Genomic DNA, 15,340 nt, shown 5'->3' with positions numbered 1-15,340 from the left:
TTTTCCTACCTACTATGCGAACCACTTTCCAAAACAATAAATACACTTTTGCAGAGCAAGACGCCGTACATGCCAGTCGATCCCGTGTGCGGAATCGAGATGGACCAGGAACTTGCGGTCTCTCACGAACATAACGGCAAGACGTACTTTTTCTGCTGCGAAGGATGCAAGCGCATATTCGTCAAAAAGCCCAACAAGTACTCAAAGTGACACGGGTTCCACCGGAAACGCGCCACACGTCCTGCAGAATCTTCCAGCCCATTCAAAACAACCACTGCATTCAGGGCAGCGCCTCTTGCATCCCCTTTCTTTTGCCTCCTCTCTCGGTGGCGGGTTGTAGCTGCGGAACATTGCGTAATAGTGCAGCTGCTCCTTGCTTTTCAGTTTCACGCCCTCTGACAGCGCAATCTTGGCCCTGTTTGCGTACGTAGAGCCGTCTATCATGTCCTCGACGTACCTGTAGAACATGTCCGTGCCGGCACCCTGCTCCTGCGCCATCTTTTTGCGCCATGCAAGCGCGCCGAGGTCGCGCTCAAAGCATTTTCGCAAGAGAAATTTGCCCCATTTCTCCCCGTCCCGCTCGCCTACCTTTTCGCCTGCAGGCACCGACTTGGCATACTGTGCAAACTCGCCGTCGAGAAACGGCGCCCTGACCTCGACGCCCAGCCTCTCTCCAAGAGCCCTTGAGGAAAAATGCATAACTTCCCACAGGCGCTCAAGCTCTTGCTCTAGCCTTTTCTCGTCGCCGTAATAGCGCGACAAATAGTTGTATCCTGCAAACAACTCGTCGCCGCCGTCGCCAGTCACCACGTCGCGGTGGCCGTCCTCCTTTGCCCTCTCTAATGCTGCGAGCGCGACGCACGAATTGCGCACTTCTATCGGGTCAAATGTCCTGAAAACCTGCACCACCGTGTCTACAAGCTCGACCATCTTTTCTGGGCCAAACACCGCCTCTGCGTGGACCTTGCAGTATTTCTGCGCGGCCTGCCGAGCGTAGGCAAGGTCCGGAGCTTCCCTGCCAAGGGCAGCAGTCACACAATAATTAGGCTTTAGGATGCTTGCAATGATTGCACTGTCGAGCCCTCCTGACAGCAAGAGCGCGTCGGCGCGGTTTCTCTCCACCGCCTGTACAAGCCTTTGCGCAAGGTCATTGCAATCCATATGCCGCAGATGTGGAAAAGGAAGAGAGGGGTATTAGCCCTTTACTCTGCACCAGTGTGGCCTTTATCAGCCGGCGGCGCCTCGCAGAACTCGGTCAGCACGCCGTTGAGTGACTTGGGGTGGATGAACGTTATCCGCCTCCCGTACGAGCCGGTGCGCAGGTCGCCCAGCATCCTCATGCCCTGCGACTTTGCCCTGTCGACGTCCTTGACAATGTCGTCGGCGGTTATTGCGATGTGGTGTATGCCCTCGCCGCGGTCTTGAAGGAACTTGGATATGGGGCTGTCCGGGGAGGTCGGCTCCATGAGCTCTATCCTCGTGTCTTCGAGCATGAGCATTGCTACCTTGACCTTTTCGTTGGGCACGGTCTCTATTTCGAGGTGGTCAACGTTCAGAATCTTTTGATAGTTCTTTAGGGCCTCATCGACGTTGTTGACTGCGATGGCAATGTGGTCTACGCGCATATGTCTCTAATTCATGCCTCCATCTTATATAATCATCTTAGAACGAGACCTTGGGCTCGTACCTGCCAAAGACCTTGCGCAGCGTGTCGCTTATCTCGCCAAGCGTAGTGTAGTTTTTGACGCAGTTGATGATGTGCGGCATCAGGTTCTCTTCCTTCTCTGCGTTCTTTTGCAGGGTAGCAAGAGCCGCGTTTACTTTTGCCATGTCGCGGCCCGCCTTGAACTCCTTCAGCCTCGCCAGCTGCTTTTTCTCTATCTCCGGGTCAATCCTGTTGAGCGCCGGCTCGACATCGTGCGCGTCCTGGTACTTGTTGACTCCAACGATGACCCTGCTGTTTTCGTCTATCTCCCTCTTTAGCCTGTAGGCGTTGTTGCGAATTTCTTCTTGGAAAAAGCCCTTTTCAATAGCCGCCATTGCCCCTCCCATCCTGTCGATGCGTTTCAGGTACTTCCACACCTGCTCCTCTATCTCGCTTGTCAGCTGCTCGACATAGTACGAGCCGGCCATCGGGTCTACCGTCTTTATGGCGCCAGTCTCGCTTGAGATTATCTGCTGCGTGCGAAGAGCCACCTTGGCAGACTGCTCTGTCGGGAGCGCAAGGGCCTCGTCGCGCGAGTTGGTGTGCAGTGATTGACATCCGCCGAGCACCGCAGCCATCGCCTCTGTTGCGACTCGCACAATGTTGTTGTCCACCTGCTGCGCAGTCAATGACTCACCGGAGGTCTGGACGTGAAAGCGCAAGTGCTGCGACTTGGCGCTCCTTGCGTGGAACCTCTCCTTCATTATCTTGGCGTATATCCTGCGTGCCGCCCTGAACTTGGCAATCTCTTCAAAGAACTCCATGGTACAGCAGAAAAAGAAAGACAGCCTGGGCGCAAAGTCGTCGATCTTGAGGCCCCTTGCAGTGCACGTCTCGACGTACTCTATGGCGTCGGCAAACGTGAACGCAAGCTCTTGCACCGCGTTAGAGCCGGCCTCGCGTATGTGGTAGCCGGAGATGCTGACTGGGTACCACTGGGGCACCTTTTTCGAGCAGTATTCTATCATGTCGCCAATCAGGCGCATCGAGGGCTTGGGCGGGTAGATGTACGTGTTTCTTGCGATGTATTCTTTCAGTATGTCGTTCTGGGTAGTGCCACGAAGCTGATCTGGCTTTACTCCCTGCGACTCGGCGACCGTGATGTACAACGATAGCAGTGTCGACGCTGTCGAGTTTATCGTCATCGAGGTGCTGACCTTGTCCAAGGGGATGCCCTCAAAGCAGGTCATCATGTCCTTTATGGAGCTGATTGCGACGCCCGTCCTGCCGACCTCGCCTTCCGACATTGCGTGGTCAGAGTCACGGCCAGTCTGCGTGGGCAGGTCAAACGCCAATGACAATCCAGTCTGCCCCTTGTCGAGCAGGAACTTGAAGCGCTTGTTCGTCTCGTCGGCGCTCCCAAAGCCGCTATACTGGCGCATGGTCCAGACGCGCTCGCGGTACATTTCGGGGTACAGGCCACGCGTATACGGGTATTTGCCGGGATCCTCCTCCTTGAGGCCCTTGGTATCTGCCTTTTTGTACACGCGCTTGACTGGGATGTTAGAGTCGGTAACTATTTTTTTACTCGTTGTTTTTGTTTTTGCTGCCATCTTTTTTTTGCCCCCTACTTGAACAGGCTCGCAGCCACCTTTTCTGCGGCCATGTACGGGTCTATCTCCTTTCTGGCAAGCTTGTCTATAAAAGCCGAATACTTTTTGTTCTCCTTTAGCATGGAAGCGACCTTTTGGGATACAATGTCTGAAACCATGTCTTTCAACTCATCCTCTAGCATCTTCCTCTCGCGTACTTTATAATTAATGCTTCTTTCCTCTAGCAACTTGTCAATACCCTGCGCTAGTTCCTTTACGCCCTTGCCCGTCTTGGCGGATGTTTTCAGTATCGGCGGCCTGCGCTCGGTGTCGCCTATCATGTCGACCAAGATATTATAGAGTGGCCCTGCGCCGTCGATGTCTGCCTTGTTGACGACGTAAATGTCGCCCACCTCCGTCAGCCCGGCCTTGACTGCCTGCACGTTGTCGCCCGTGTTTGGCGTAAACAAAACAACAGTCAGGTCGACCACCTTTGTTATCTCTATCTCCAACTGGCCAGCACCCACGCTTTCCACCAGGATGAGGTCATAGCCGGCGGCATCAAGCACCCTGATTGCGTTTCTGAGCGATTTTGACACTCCCCCGACTGCACCCCTCGACGCCATGCTCCTCATGAACACCTTTTCATCGTCAAGGCTGCCTAGCATCCTCACCCTGTCGCCGAGGATGGCTCCGCCGGTTATCGGGCTTGTCGGGTCTACCGCGAGCACGGCGACCTTGTGGCCAAGGGCCTGGCATTCAGGTATCAGCCGGCCCAAAAGCGAGCTCTTGCCGGCGCCACCGGGCCCGGTAAAGCCGACGGTGCGCGCCTTGCCTGTTTTCTCGAAAATCTCTTTGATTATCTGCCTTGACTCGGGCTCGTGGTTATCGACTATTGAAATTGCCCTTGCAAGGGAGCGCCTGTCGCCCTGCATGAGGCCCTTCACTATGGCAAGCACGGGCAAGATGTGTGCTGAATATTATATATCCTTAACAATATGGCATCAAGCAGCAAGCGACTTGGAGATAATCTTTGCAAGGTCGCCTTTTCCTTCCTTGGAGTAACGTTTCATGTTGGCGTGCAGCTGCCTACGCATCTGCTTGTACATCTCGACCTTGTCGTACGAAGCGAGGTCCTGGGTATCCACGGACTTTTTCAATTGCTTAAAGATGTCCACCTGCCTTCTTACGCTTTCGACCTCTATCTCTGAAGAAGCCACATGCTATATCTGCATCTTTGTTATATATGGCTTCTAAACGGCGAGCTTTTTCGTAGTCTGACTCTACATTCTTAAGGCGTGTATGTATCCAGTGGCCAAGATTAGAAAGGAGGGGAAAGAAAAGAAAAAAGGAATAATTGGAGGTTTTTCTATTGTAGCGATCCTGCTATGCTAACTAGATCTTCCAAGGGAAGGAAAGCTTGGACTCTGTAAACTGCATGGTTTGTGTCGTCTACAGCATAGATAGATGCAGCGTAGTCGTAATTGTCCTCCATTATCACTCGGTTGTTTTCGTCTATGGTCTTCGAAGTTCCAACACCAGCAGGATATGCCACGGCCTGCATTCCATTCTTGAGTGAAATGACCGTTGCATTCATTCCACTTCCGACATATGTGTCGTACTTCTTTGTGACATACTCTTTACCATCTTTGGCATCTCTATCGGCAGATGTCAGTGGTGCCGCAATGACCTTTACAACTCCATCTTTCAACGACTTGTTTCCTTCTCCGCATACGTTGCCGTCGAAATAGAACAGTTGTACAGCTTCTGGCTGGGCGGTGGCCGCCTTTAGCGAGTATCCTTCAGGAAGGACATGAGGAGTTAGCATTTTGAAAGATACTTTGGCTTGTGCACTGTCGACAGATTCGCCGCACGTGGAAGCAGACTGATCCTCGCTGGGTGGAACGTCTCCCGTCGTCAAGCCCAACACGTGCTTTGGAATATACGTCATTGCGTTTGCTTCTATTCCTTTGTTGAAGCCATTAGCAGCAATTGCTGCCACAAAAATCACGGCAGCAATTGCTGCTATTCCTCCAATTACCAAAGTTTTTCTATTACTTTGCATATTCACTTACCACTCTCCTCCTGCAGGCCTGAACCCCGCAGAGTCTGCACAGTTATCCGTTGTGATAGTCGGAGGACCTGTTTCGAACGCATTATCCGAGCTTGGCAGATAATTATATCCAAAGTCGAAGTCACATTTGAATAGTCCGGGGGAGGCAGAGAAATCATACAAAGTGCCTGTTGTCCAATCCTTTACCTTAAGGTTCGCAAACCAGCTATACAAATTCCTGTTATCAGTTGTCGACCCAACGACCGCACCATAGTAAAGTGCCTGCTGTCCTCCCGCAGATGTCCCTGTCCATGAGCTACTAAGACCCCCTGATGTGCCCTGCCAAGTATTGACACCGTTAGTAGGTTGTGCGATCTTTACAGATATGATGCCTGATGGTGAGGGACTGCAGGTTACCATGTGGAAGTTAAGATTTGGTGCCGCATCCGTATAGAACAATTTTAAGTAGCAAGTAGAAACCACGTTATTACTCTTCTGGAGATATACTCCGGATCCTGCTGTAAAATCATCTAATGGTGTCGTCACATAAACCATGTAATCCTTATGTGAGTTGTTATCCAGAGTTGGGCTAGGAGTAAAGACGCTTCCTTCTACCCATCTAATATCAACCGGTGTGCCGCCCGGGTCATTGCTAAGCGAGGTGTCAAAGGCATGGTAACCACCGAACATTGCATAAGAGGATGTAGGCATGGTCAGGAACAACATCCCCAAAATAATTCCCACACCAAGAATACTGCTTAGTTTTGTATCCAACTTATGAGGCATTTCAATAGATATGTCTCTAAGAGGATTTTTCTATGAAGGAGCATTAAAACTTTATACTGTACGCTTCTTGCATTGAATAGTGCTACAAACACATAATCGAAGGTTACTCAAATGAGCTGGCCTAAGGTTTATCATGGTGAATTAGTCATCTCTAATGCTACAGAACTTTCTGAACTTCCGGCAGCTCTTGATAACATCGACCGCAAAAGACGGCTTGCCAATGGCAGGTGATGGGCAACCATTTAGTATCACTGTCAGTTTATTTTTCTGACCGTTCTTTAGTGGTATAGTTATCAACACGCTAAATATTTTAAGAGGAAAAACAACATACCAGACGATGTCAGCGTCTTCTACTATGCAGCAGCAAAAGCCGATAAGGGTGCTCGTTTCCAAGCTTGGCCTTGACGGCCACGACAGGGGGGCGCTCGTGCTTTGCAGGGCGTTTCGCGATGCCGGCATGGAGGTAATCTATTCCGGCCTGTTCTGCACTCCAGAACAGGTGGCAAGCATGGCAGTCGACGAGGATGTCGACGTGGTCGCAATGAGCCTTCTCAACGGCGCGCACCTGACTTTGTTCCCAAAGGTCGCCCGGCTCTTGAGCGAAAAGGGAGCAGGAGACATACTGGTGGTCGGCGGAGGCATCATACCGGAATCTGACAGGAAAGAGCTTGAAAGCAAGGGCGTTACCGGCAACTTTGGTCCCGGAACCCCACTCCAGATAATAATAAAGCACATTAATGAAAACGTAAAAAAGAAAGGCAAACAGCAGTAGTAGAGCCTTTCTCTCTTGTTTTCTAAAAAATCAGGTTTCCTGGTCCGGCCACATCATCTTGCGAAGGTCTTTGCCCACCTTCTCTATCTGGTGGCCTTCGATGTCCTTCATGTAGCGGGCAAACGAGTTCTTGCCTTCCTTCTTGTACTTGCTGACCCATTCCTCTGCAAACTCGCCCGACTGGATCTCGTTGAGCACCGTCTTCATCTTTTTCTTGGCGTCCTTGTCCACCACGCGGGGTCCGCGGGTGAGGCCGCCATAGCGCGCAGTCTCGCTCACGCGGTTGTACATGCCAGTCAGGCCGTACTTTTGCACAAGGTCCGTGATTAGTTTCAACTCGTGCAGGCACTCGAAATATGCCACCTCCGGCTGGTATCCGGCCTCGACCAGCGTCTCAAACGCATTCATGACAAGCGCGTGCGTCCCGCCGCACAGGTCTACCTGCTCGCCAAACCAGTCAGTCTCGACCTCTTCCTTAAAGTCGGTCTTTAGAACGCCCGGCCTTGTGCTCCCGATGCCCTTTGCTATCGCAAGGACACGGTCCCACGCCTTGCCCGTGTGATCTTGGTGGACTGCCACGAGCGACGGGATGCCAAAGCCGTCCTGGTACAGTTCGCGGACGCGCTGGCCCGGCCCCTTTGGCGCGACCATGATGACGTCGACGTCCTTTGGAGGCACTATCCACTTCCAGTGGATGGCCGCGCCGTGCGAAAACGACAGCGCCTTGCCGGCAGTCATGTGCTTGGCAATGTCGCGCTTGTACGTGTCTTCCTGCTCCATGTCCGGGATCAAAATATGAATAATGTCTGCAGCCTTGGCGGCATCTGCAACTTCCATCACCTTGTGGCCTTCTGCCTCTGCCTGCTTCCATGTCTTGCCTCCCTTTCTCAGGCCGACTATTACGTTGAGGCCTGAGTCCTTCATGTTGGATGCCTGGGCGCGGCCCTGTATGCCGTAACCGATAACCGCTACTGTCTGCTTCTTTATTGGGTCAAGCGATACCTCTCTGTCAAGCCATTTCTTGGCGGCCATGTCGGGAAATCTTCTTCCCGTGTATATTATTGTATGGACATGATGATAGTGATCATTATCGCTATTACTTTACTATCGTGACGGAACACTTGCAGTTTCTCGCCACTTTCTCAGACACGCTTCCAATTAGAATTCCCTTGAGGAGCCCGAGGCCCCTTCTGCCGACTATAACAATGTCGGCGTTATTCTCCGCGCAGTATCTGCAGATGGCGTCTGCGACATCGTCTGCCCTGACGATTTCCGACCTTATCTTGTTCCTGAACGTGAACATGTTGCTGCCAAGCACCAAGGATTCGTGCAGGCTTTTTGCCTCTTCTTCTGCCTTTTGCAGCTTGCCGTGGTCGATTCTGCCCTCGGTGTCGGCAACGTCGCCGTTTTTTATCACCGTGATGACTATGGTCTCGCAGCCTGTGGCGTTTGACAGGCCGGCCGCAAAACTGGCGCATTTTCTGGAATTTTCAGAAGAGTCGACTGCGACTACTATACGCCTAATTTTCTCTCCGGGGACTTCCACGCCATTTGTTGCAGGGTGCTCTACATTAGCGTTGGCAGACCCTGATTGCACGCGCTTGCAGGTGATGGAAAGGCAGAAATCGCCTTTGCCTTTTGTTGGGGGTTTGTGGTCGAGAGCAGTGCTCCAGGACGAAGGCAGGAAAAAACAACAACAACAGCGGTCGCAGGCGTTCTGCGTGCATTGCTTAAAGTATACGCCCTGAAAATAGGGGGCAACGACCGCGCGCCTCCTGTCAAGATTGCGGTCAGGAGCCAGCTTGTTCCTTCTCTTGTGTCGCTTGCAGGCGCGCTGACCGGAATAGTTGCGGTGGGCTTTGTCGCCTCTTACTTTTCGCTGCCTCTTCTCATTGCGCCTTTCGGGGCGTCAGTAGTCCTCCTCTTTTCTGTCTACGACAGCCCGCTTGCACAGCCGCGCAACACTGTCCTTGGGCACGTCATGTCCGGATTGATAGGAGCCGCTGCGGCTCTACTGCACGCCACTTATTTTGCAGGCGGCGAAAAATATGTGTTGATAGCAATTTCTGTCGCGGTTTCTATCTTTGCAATGCAGATCCTGAGGCTGACGCACCCGCCGGCCGGCGCGACCGCGTTTCTGGCGTCGACGGCGGTAACCGACGCCGGCTCCCTTGCAGGGTTCATGATCCCTGTGGCTACAGGCGCCCTGATTCTGGTAGCAGTGGCAATTGCATTCAATAATGCGATCCCAAAAAGGCGATACCCCGTGTACTGGTAGTGACGGCCTTTTGAGACCATCTGCATACAGGCATGTGCCTTGGCGGAAACTCTTTTACTTTTTTGCACCGTATAAAGGCCGTCCTGTGAAATGGCGGCCCGGGTTTCGGCTCCGTTCACCGTAGCCGCTATTGCGGTAAAGGGGAAAGGCCAAACACGGAGCTGGCCCAGAACAGCCCCTTTACCAACAGGCATCTCTTCTACTTTCACTGCCTATTCTTCACAAAGGCCATCGTTTGCAGGCCCATTGATTATCCTGCCAAAACATGAAAAGCGAGAGCCGTGGCACGGGCAGTCAAACGACTTTTCAGATGCATTCCACGCGACAGTGCAACCAAGGTGCGTGCAGACAGCCGAAAAAGAATGGAGGATGCCTCTTTCGTCCCTGTAGGCTGCAACAGGTTTGTCGCCCTTTTGCTCAATGACCGTTCCTGCGCCGGCAGCAAGCTGGTCCATCTCGTCCCGTAACTCTTTCTTGCTCTTCTTTTTGCTGCCGCCCGTCTGCGAAGAAGAAGAGGGAGAAGAGAGAGAAGAGGGGCCGCCGGCGGGCTTCTCTTCCTTATTCTTCTTTCCGATCCTGCGCGCTGGGTCGTAAATCCTTGACCACTCGTTTTTCCTGCCAAGGACCAGGTCTGTCAGCAGGATTCCCGCTATGGTCCCGTATGTGATCCCGTTTCCAGAAGCCCCGGTGGCGATAAAGATGTTCTTCCTCTTGTCTTTTGGATTGCGGCCAATGAAGGCCATGCCATCAGCGGGTTCCAAGACCTGACCTGACCACTTGTATCTGATTTCTCTAACTGGAAACCTCGCTCTCGCCCACGATTCAAGATTCGAATATCTCTTCTCGGCATAGTCGCCGGCGCTTCCTGTCTGGTGGTCCTCGCCCCCGATTATTAGCAAGTCGTCACCGTGATCATCATCTTCTTCCTCCTCCAGTTTCTGGACCCTGACATAGTGGTATGCGGCCGCATCTTTTGCGCGTCTGTCGCCCGTGTCCCAGTACAGCGCCCTTGGGACGGCGCCCTTCTTTATTTGCGCGGCTATGACATAAGTCCTGTATGCCACCTGCCTGTCGTAAATCTTGCTTATCTTGTCTATTATGGGGGCGTTGGTGGCAACCACCACTTTTTTTGCGGCAATCTTGAAGCCGTCTTCCGTGGTTACGCCTGCGGACCTGACATCCTTGACGTGGGTCTGTGTGAAAATCTTGCCGCCCCTCTGTGATATCGCCCTGCCAAGTCCTGCCAGGTATTTCAGCGGCTGAAATTGCGCCTGGTCTGGAAAGCGGATGCAGGGGCCCGTGTCAAACGAGTCCAGAGGCGCCCTTTCCAAAAGCTCGGTCGCAATGCCTGCCCTTTGCGTCGCTTTCAGCTCTTTTTGCAGCGACTCTTGCTGTGTGTCGCCCGGACCGCGGAACAAAAAACCGTCAACCCGCTCAAAATCGCACTCTATGCCTTCCTCCCTTACTATCGACTCGATTGTGTCTATCGCCGTACCGTGACTCTTGGCGGCAAGGCGCGCCTTCTCCTCTCCGTGCTTTTCCTCGATGCTGTAATATCTATAGTCAAGGGCGCAGGTGATGTGCGCCGTCGTTCTGCCCGTCTCGCCACTGCCGAGGTTGCCGTCGTCTACCACTGCGACTTTTTTGCCCGCTCTGGAAAGGAGGTATGCGGTAGTAAGCCCTGCAATCCCTCCTCCAACCACAACTACGTCTACCGCCTCCGTTTCGCCGGCAAGTCTTTGAAATTCCATCGGTGGGGCGCCGGAAAACCATGACGGCTCGGACCTGCCTGCGGTCTTTACCTCCCATCCCCCGTCGCCGCTGTCTGTTTTCATGGCGCCGACCTGCACCTCTGCCTTACAGTGGTCCTGTCACGGTGGGAAGCAACAGTCCCACTATTGCGGCAATTATCCAGATTATCACGCCGACTGCCAGCGACTTGAGCCATCCCATGCTGTACAGCCCCTTTAGCGCAAGGAGCCACACAAACCCGCCTATTATTGCGGCCAGCCAGCCCGTGCCGAACAGGAAATAGCTTACAGAATACACGATTGCGCCTATTACCGCGGCCAAAAAAGCCCGGCCTATTCCCTCTTTTTCTCCAAATAGCTTTGTAACGACGTATATTATGACGGTAGAAACGACCAAACTTATGACAAAAGTGATAGCATAGACGATTTCGTTGGCCAAGGGAGAGTATTATATTGTGTCACTAATAATAAAAAAGAGTTTGATTCAATGCCGCTTGATCTGTCTGTGCTGGAAACCGCAAAAGGATGGCTCAAACCGCTTTATTATCTTCTAAACGGCACATCTAAACTCCTTAATAATTTAGAAACGATGTTTTACTATGGAGACTACAAAAGGAACAACGCCAACCACGCTTGCCGGGAAGAGCCCGGAAGAAATTGCTGAAGCGATAAAAACTATAGCCAAGAACATTCGCGACTCGTCAATGCAGATAAGGGAAACCGTAAAGACGCTCAGGGAGAGCGGTGGGCTGCACGAGATAAGCGAGGCGGTGAGCATTGCGGCAATGGCCGCACGGGACACTGCCAAGGATATTAACGAGACTGCCAAGGAGCTGCAGGAAAAAGGCGTAATTGATGACACTGTGAACGCCATAAGCGAGACTGCCAGCACCACAAAGGATACAGTAAAACAGTTCAAAGGCCAGGCCAGCAGAGCGGCCGAAAACCTGAAAGGGGCAAGACAAGACCTTCAAGAAACAGGTAAGGACCTCAAAGAGATGGGTCAGGGCCTGAAAGAGGCCGTGACCGACGCGCCAAGCCAGAAGCGCACGTCCGGCGGCGGGATGAAGGGTGAAAGGGAGTCCGTACAGAAAGACAAGGAAAAGAAAGGTGGTGAAAGATATTGAGCAAGGAGACCAAAAATCCTACAAAGCGCGACCAGGCGCTTAACGATGCGACCGAGGGGCAGTTCGGCAAAGAGCCGCGGCCAGAAGTTGTTGATCCAAACGTGGAAAAGAAAAGCCAAAGCAAAAACGCAAAAGACGCGCGTGAAACGGCTAACCGTGAAAAATATTACGCCAAGTAACTCGTGGCCGTGTCTTACTGCCCGACACTGGGCATCTGTTTGTGAAAAAGCTAGGCTCTGCCTTGGCCGGCGCAGCAGCCTGGCAGGAGGATTTTTTGTTTGTTTTTAGCGCATTAGGGCCGCGCTGCATTTCTGCGCAAGCCCATGATCTTTCTTATGATGTGCATGTTCTGCCTTATGATTAGGTCGAGATCTTTGAATTCGGAATCTCCTCCACGCGCTTTTATTATGAGTTCCAATTTTTCCATGTCGCCTGCAAGCACTTTCTCGTAGCTATTCATTTCGTATGGAGGAGTGCTTGCGTCTTTAATTTCTGCAGCAGCTGCTGATGATGATTTCTTTTCGCGCATATCCATCATCCTGTTAAAGATCTTGCGGCGCAGCTTGCCGTACTTGTTGCTGTTCGAATACATCTTTACCTTTTCTTTGCAATGCACGCAAATGTTCTTCCTCCTTGCAACTACGAGGTGGGTAAGTGGGTATATCCTGTTGCACGACGAACACCAATAATATATCAGACCTCTTGTCTGGCGCGCGTCAAGTGAATTGAAATCTATCTCTTCCTCTGCACATACGTTTGTTGCTGCCTCGATCAGTTCCTGATCAGGTTTGGTCAAGATTTGATCCATTAGTTAAATATGTGATATCGGTTAGATAACTCTAATGAAGTTTCGCTCTATTGTAATTGCCTGTTTGATTTACCTGTACAGTCACAGAGACGCCGCAAGATCCGGCTTTTCTTTCAGCAATGCCTTTATCGCCTTCATGTAAATTTCGTATATGATGCCCTCGTCGCCGTAATCAATTTCCCTGTCGACGTAAGGTCCTGCGGCCTCGATGAGGTATGTCGACAGGTTTTCTGTGATAAAATCTACCAACTTGTGGTCATGCATGAACGACTGGTCTCTCAGCGACAACATGGAAATTATCCCCCTTGCCCTCTCTATGCGGGTGGGATAGAAATAACTGACAATGTCTTTTGGAAGGGAATTAACGTCATAAAGCAGAAAGTACGAGTTTGCCGCAAAGAATTTCTGGACTATGCCGTGCGATTCTTCCTCATTTTTCACTATGCTGACCAGCTTGTACTGCTTTAGTATCTTCAGGTGGTGGTTGAGCGCAGCCTTGGAGAGTCCGAGTTGTTCTGCGAGCTGCGTCTGTGTCATGGGCCCATCGCGCAACACCATAAGGATTGTCCTGCGTATCGTATCTGTCATGGCCCTTGCCACTGCCTGATCGCCTATTATCTGGACAGCCTTCATCACATCCTCCTGTTGCAATGATTATTAGAGAATTCCCAGTCTTGCTGTCTCAATCTGCCTGTGTCACGACATCCTTCAAAGAAGATATCTCTCTAGCAGTTTCATTCACGTTCTTTATGACCCCTGAGTTTCGTGAATCCGCGATTGCCAGCTTTAATTCCTGCACGAGCTCCTTTACGGCCTGCACCGTCTCCTTTGATACCTGCATAATCTCGCCGCCCCCAGCGCCTTCCGAGTTTTTGAAAGAATCCATGACGTTTCTTGCGGACTCGGATGTTTTCTTGACCTCTTCGAGGACGCCTGAGGCCTTTAATTCCTTGAAAGTGTTCTCCATTCTGGACGCAGCATCCTGCATCGACTCTGCGGTCAGACGTATGTTTTCCATGTTCTTGACCATCTCGGGTGTGGTAAGAGCCTGTATTATCTCTCTGACTTCTTTCGTGGTGTCCTTGATCTTGTCAAGGGAGCTTCGCACTTCGGGGGTACCTATTTCATGAACAATCTCTATGGCGTTTGACGCTGTTTCCTTTATGTCCCTTAGCTTTCCGCTCATACAAGTTGTTATTGCGTGATCTAATAATAATGACTTTGGGGCTGGTGCTCCGGCTTTCTGGGTGAGTCTTTAATATCATCAAGAGGGTATCTTCTCATGAAGATCAAAAAGGAGGCAAAATACGGGGTGGAGCCCGAGGGCGGGGCTGAAAGAGATCTGAAAGACGCGGCCGACAAGACAAAAGCCGGCGCAAAGACGGCTGCAAACAAGATCAGCAACGCAACAGAAGATACCAAGGACGAGATCAAAAATGCCACCAATGAAATAGAGTTTGAATACAAAAAGGAAAGGGCAAAACCGAAACTGGACATCTAGTTGCTGCTATATGCAAGAAAATAATTTTTCATGAACTTTGCAGAATTTTTTGCATTTGTTTTTGCAGCAAAACGAACTATATCTAAAACTCTTTTATATTTTTCAAGCTTCTATTACACATGACCAAACAAACTCTGGAAGTTTCGAGACTCACAAACGCGGACAAGGAGCCAAAGATTGGCATCCCCGAAAAAGACCGCGAAGGCGTCATCAAGATTCTAACCGAGTTGCTATGTGATGAATACGTGCTGTCTGCAAAGACCAAGAAGTATCACTGGAACGTGATCGGGCCGGATTTCAGCGAATTGCACAAGTTCCTCGAAGAGCAGTACGAAGAGGTTGACGAGATTGTAGACTCGGTGGCAGAGAGAATACGCTCGCTTGGAGGCCAGACCATCGGGACGCTGACAGAGTTCGTCCAGTACACGCATCTAAAAGAGGATCCGGGTGTCTATCCTGACGCACATACGATGCTTGCAAATCTTCTTGACGCACACGAAGCGACCATACGCACCCTCCGGGAAAACGCTGACGAGACTGACGAAAAATACCACGACATGGGGACCAACGACTTTGTCATAGGACTGATGGAAAAGCACGAAAAGATGGCTTGGATGCTAAGGTCGTATGTGGCAGAAAAATCGCGTTAGCTCCCCCAATAACGCACTACACACCATATCTTTTTGTGAAGGCAGATTCAGATAACTGACATCTAAAGCAGAACTTGTTAGATAGAAAGAATTGTGTGCTTTAGCTTGCTTAAAATCTAATTTTGTTGTGGAGGAAGCGATGATGGGCAATCGTCAGCTTGCCCCTCGGAGTAATGGCATAATGTTTATGGTCCGTGCAAGCCGGAAAAACGTACAGCTTTTCGAGCAGCTCCGCAACGAGAATCAATAGCAGCCAGAAGCGGCAGACTTTTGCTGCATAATTTTATCGCAGGATGAAGGCTGGCCATTCAGGCACTACGCCCACATCCGCGGAGGGGAGATAACCTCTACTAGTACTAGAAGCGGAGAAAATAAAA

General features: G+C 51.3%; 21 protein-coding genes. 7 read left to right on the top strand and 14 right to left on the bottom strand.

From position 1 onward, the window contains the following. Positions 1-69 precede the first annotated feature (69 nt). Entirely contained in the window at positions 70-210 is a 141-nt protein-coding gene (locus tag ACYOR7_RS08610; protein WP_294807479.1) for a YHS domain-containing protein, read from the top strand. Here the strand turns inward: ACYOR7_RS08610 and ACYOR7_RS08605 are convergent. The 7 genes from ACYOR7_RS08605 to ACYOR7_RS08575 all read right to left on the bottom strand — a co-directional run bounded on the left by ACYOR7_RS08605 (position 202) and on the right by ACYOR7_RS08575 (position 6,064). After that, complete coding sequence (locus ACYOR7_RS08605; protein ID WP_479913632.1) at positions 202-1,161, bottom strand: asparagine synthase C-terminal domain-containing protein; 960 nt, start codon at positions 1,159-1,161, stop codon at positions 202-204. The genes ACYOR7_RS08610 and ACYOR7_RS08605 overlap by 9 nt on opposite strands. Positions 1,162-1,202: 41 nt before the next feature. Beyond that, positions 1,203-1,625 carry a methylmalonyl-CoA epimerase gene (gene mce, locus ACYOR7_RS08600; RefSeq protein WP_294807475.1) on the bottom strand — a complete coding sequence of 141 codons (423 nt, stop codon included), beginning with the start codon at positions 1,623-1,625 and terminating at the stop codon, positions 1,203-1,205. A gap of 37 nt (positions 1,626-1,662) precedes the next feature. Further along, positions 1,663-3,258 carry an acyl-CoA mutase large subunit family protein gene (locus tag ACYOR7_RS08595; RefSeq protein WP_479913631.1) on the bottom strand — a complete coding sequence of 532 codons (1,596 nt, stop codon included), beginning with the start codon at positions 3,256-3,258 and terminating at the stop codon, positions 1,663-1,665. A 14-nt stretch (positions 3,259-3,272) separates the two neighbouring features. Further along, a complete protein-coding gene (gene meaB / locus ACYOR7_RS08590) occupies positions 3,273-4,196 on the bottom strand; it encodes a methylmalonyl Co-A mutase-associated GTPase MeaB (RefSeq protein WP_479913630.1) in 924 nt (307 codons plus the stop codon). Between the two features lie 45 nt (positions 4,197-4,241). Continuing rightward, a complete protein-coding gene (locus tag ACYOR7_RS08585) occupies positions 4,242-4,457 on the bottom strand; it encodes a hypothetical protein (protein ID WP_294807470.1) in 216 nt (71 codons plus the stop codon). A 149-nt stretch (positions 4,458-4,606) separates the two neighbouring features. Further along, entirely contained in the window at positions 4,607-5,302 is a 696-nt protein-coding gene (locus tag ACYOR7_RS08580; RefSeq protein ID WP_479913629.1) for a hypothetical protein, read from the bottom strand. 6 nt (positions 5,303-5,308) lie between these two features. After that, entirely contained in the window at positions 5,309-6,064 is a 756-nt protein-coding gene (locus ACYOR7_RS08575; protein ID WP_479913628.1) for a hypothetical protein, read from the bottom strand. A gap of 349 nt (positions 6,065-6,413) precedes the next feature. Between ACYOR7_RS08575 and ACYOR7_RS08570 the strand changes: the two genes are divergently transcribed. Further along, positions 6,414-6,848: a cobalamin B12-binding domain-containing protein gene (locus tag ACYOR7_RS08570; RefSeq protein ID WP_479913627.1), complete on the top strand. Its 435-nt coding sequence runs from the start codon at positions 6,414-6,416 to the stop codon at positions 6,846-6,848. 30 nt (positions 6,849-6,878) lie between these two features. On the opposite strand, the gene ilvC is transcribed toward ACYOR7_RS08570, so the two are convergent. After that, complete coding sequence (gene ilvC / locus ACYOR7_RS08565) at positions 6,879-7,880, bottom strand: ketol-acid reductoisomerase (RefSeq protein ID WP_479913626.1); 1,002 nt, start codon at positions 7,878-7,880, stop codon at positions 6,879-6,881. Between the two features lie 64 nt (positions 7,881-7,944). Beyond that, positions 7,945-8,394 (bottom strand): universal stress protein, encoded by a 450-nt coding sequence (locus ACYOR7_RS08560; protein WP_479913625.1) that lies wholly within the window; start codon positions 8,392-8,394, stop codon positions 7,945-7,947. A 45-nt stretch (positions 8,395-8,439) separates the two neighbouring features. On the opposite strand from ACYOR7_RS08560, the gene ACYOR7_RS08555 reads away from it, so the two are divergent. Beyond that, positions 8,440-9,126 (top strand): HPP family protein, encoded by a 687-nt coding sequence (locus ACYOR7_RS08555; RefSeq protein ID WP_479913624.1) that lies wholly within the window; start codon positions 8,440-8,442, stop codon positions 9,124-9,126. A 212-nt stretch (positions 9,127-9,338) separates the two neighbouring features. On the opposite strand, the gene ACYOR7_RS08550 is transcribed toward ACYOR7_RS08555, so the two are convergent. Beyond that, positions 9,339-10,961, bottom strand: coding sequence for an FAD-dependent oxidoreductase (locus ACYOR7_RS08550; protein ID WP_479913623.1), 1,623 nt, complete (start codon positions 10,959-10,961; stop codon positions 9,339-9,341). Between the two features lie 22 nt (positions 10,962-10,983). Continuing rightward, positions 10,984-11,316, bottom strand: coding sequence for a hypothetical protein (locus ACYOR7_RS08545; RefSeq protein WP_479913622.1), 333 nt, complete (start codon positions 11,314-11,316; stop codon positions 10,984-10,986). Positions 11,317-11,476: 160 nt separating this feature from the next. On the opposite strand from ACYOR7_RS08545, the gene ACYOR7_RS08540 reads away from it, so the two are divergent. Beyond that, positions 11,477-12,004 carry a methyl-accepting chemotaxis protein gene (locus tag ACYOR7_RS08540; protein ID WP_294806188.1) on the top strand — a complete coding sequence of 176 codons (528 nt, stop codon included), beginning with the start codon at positions 11,477-11,479 and terminating at the stop codon, positions 12,002-12,004. Further along, positions 12,001-12,183, top strand: a complete 183-nt coding sequence (locus tag ACYOR7_RS08535; RefSeq protein WP_294806184.1) for a hypothetical protein — start codon at positions 12,001-12,003, stop codon at positions 12,181-12,183. Before ACYOR7_RS08540 ends, ACYOR7_RS08535 begins: the two co-directional genes overlap by 4 nt. A 113-nt stretch (positions 12,184-12,296) precedes the next feature. On the opposite strand, the gene ACYOR7_RS08530 is transcribed toward ACYOR7_RS08535, so the two are convergent. From ACYOR7_RS08530 to ACYOR7_RS08520, 3 genes are all read right to left on the bottom strand, one after another. Next, positions 12,297-12,800, bottom strand: a complete 504-nt coding sequence (locus tag ACYOR7_RS08530; protein ID WP_479913621.1) for a hypothetical protein — start codon at positions 12,798-12,800, stop codon at positions 12,297-12,299. Between the two features lie 93 nt (positions 12,801-12,893). Further along, positions 12,894-13,445: an ArsR/SmtB family transcription factor gene (locus ACYOR7_RS08525; RefSeq protein ID WP_294806197.1), complete on the bottom strand. Its 552-nt coding sequence runs from the start codon at positions 13,443-13,445 to the stop codon at positions 12,894-12,896. Between the two features lie 49 nt (positions 13,446-13,494). Beyond that, entirely contained in the window at positions 13,495-13,998 is a 504-nt protein-coding gene (locus ACYOR7_RS08520) for a hypothetical protein (protein ID WP_294806178.1), read from the bottom strand. Between the two features lie 96 nt (positions 13,999-14,094). Between ACYOR7_RS08520 and ACYOR7_RS08515 the strand changes: the two genes are divergently transcribed. Together ACYOR7_RS08515 and ACYOR7_RS08510 are read left to right on the top strand one after the other, a co-directional pair. Beyond that, complete coding sequence (locus ACYOR7_RS08515) at positions 14,095-14,313, top strand: hypothetical protein (protein ID WP_294806175.1); 219 nt, start codon at positions 14,095-14,097, stop codon at positions 14,311-14,313. Positions 14,314-14,432: 119 nt separating this feature from the next. After that, entirely contained in the window at positions 14,433-14,963 is a 531-nt protein-coding gene (locus ACYOR7_RS08510; RefSeq protein WP_294806173.1) for a Dps family protein, read from the top strand. Positions 14,964-15,340: the final 377 nt, after the last annotated feature.

The organism is Candidatus Nitrososphaera sp. 86-2, assembly GCF_056726185.1.
Note: the sequence above shows the minus strand (reverse complement) of the source record. Positions and strands in the feature narration are given on the sequence as shown.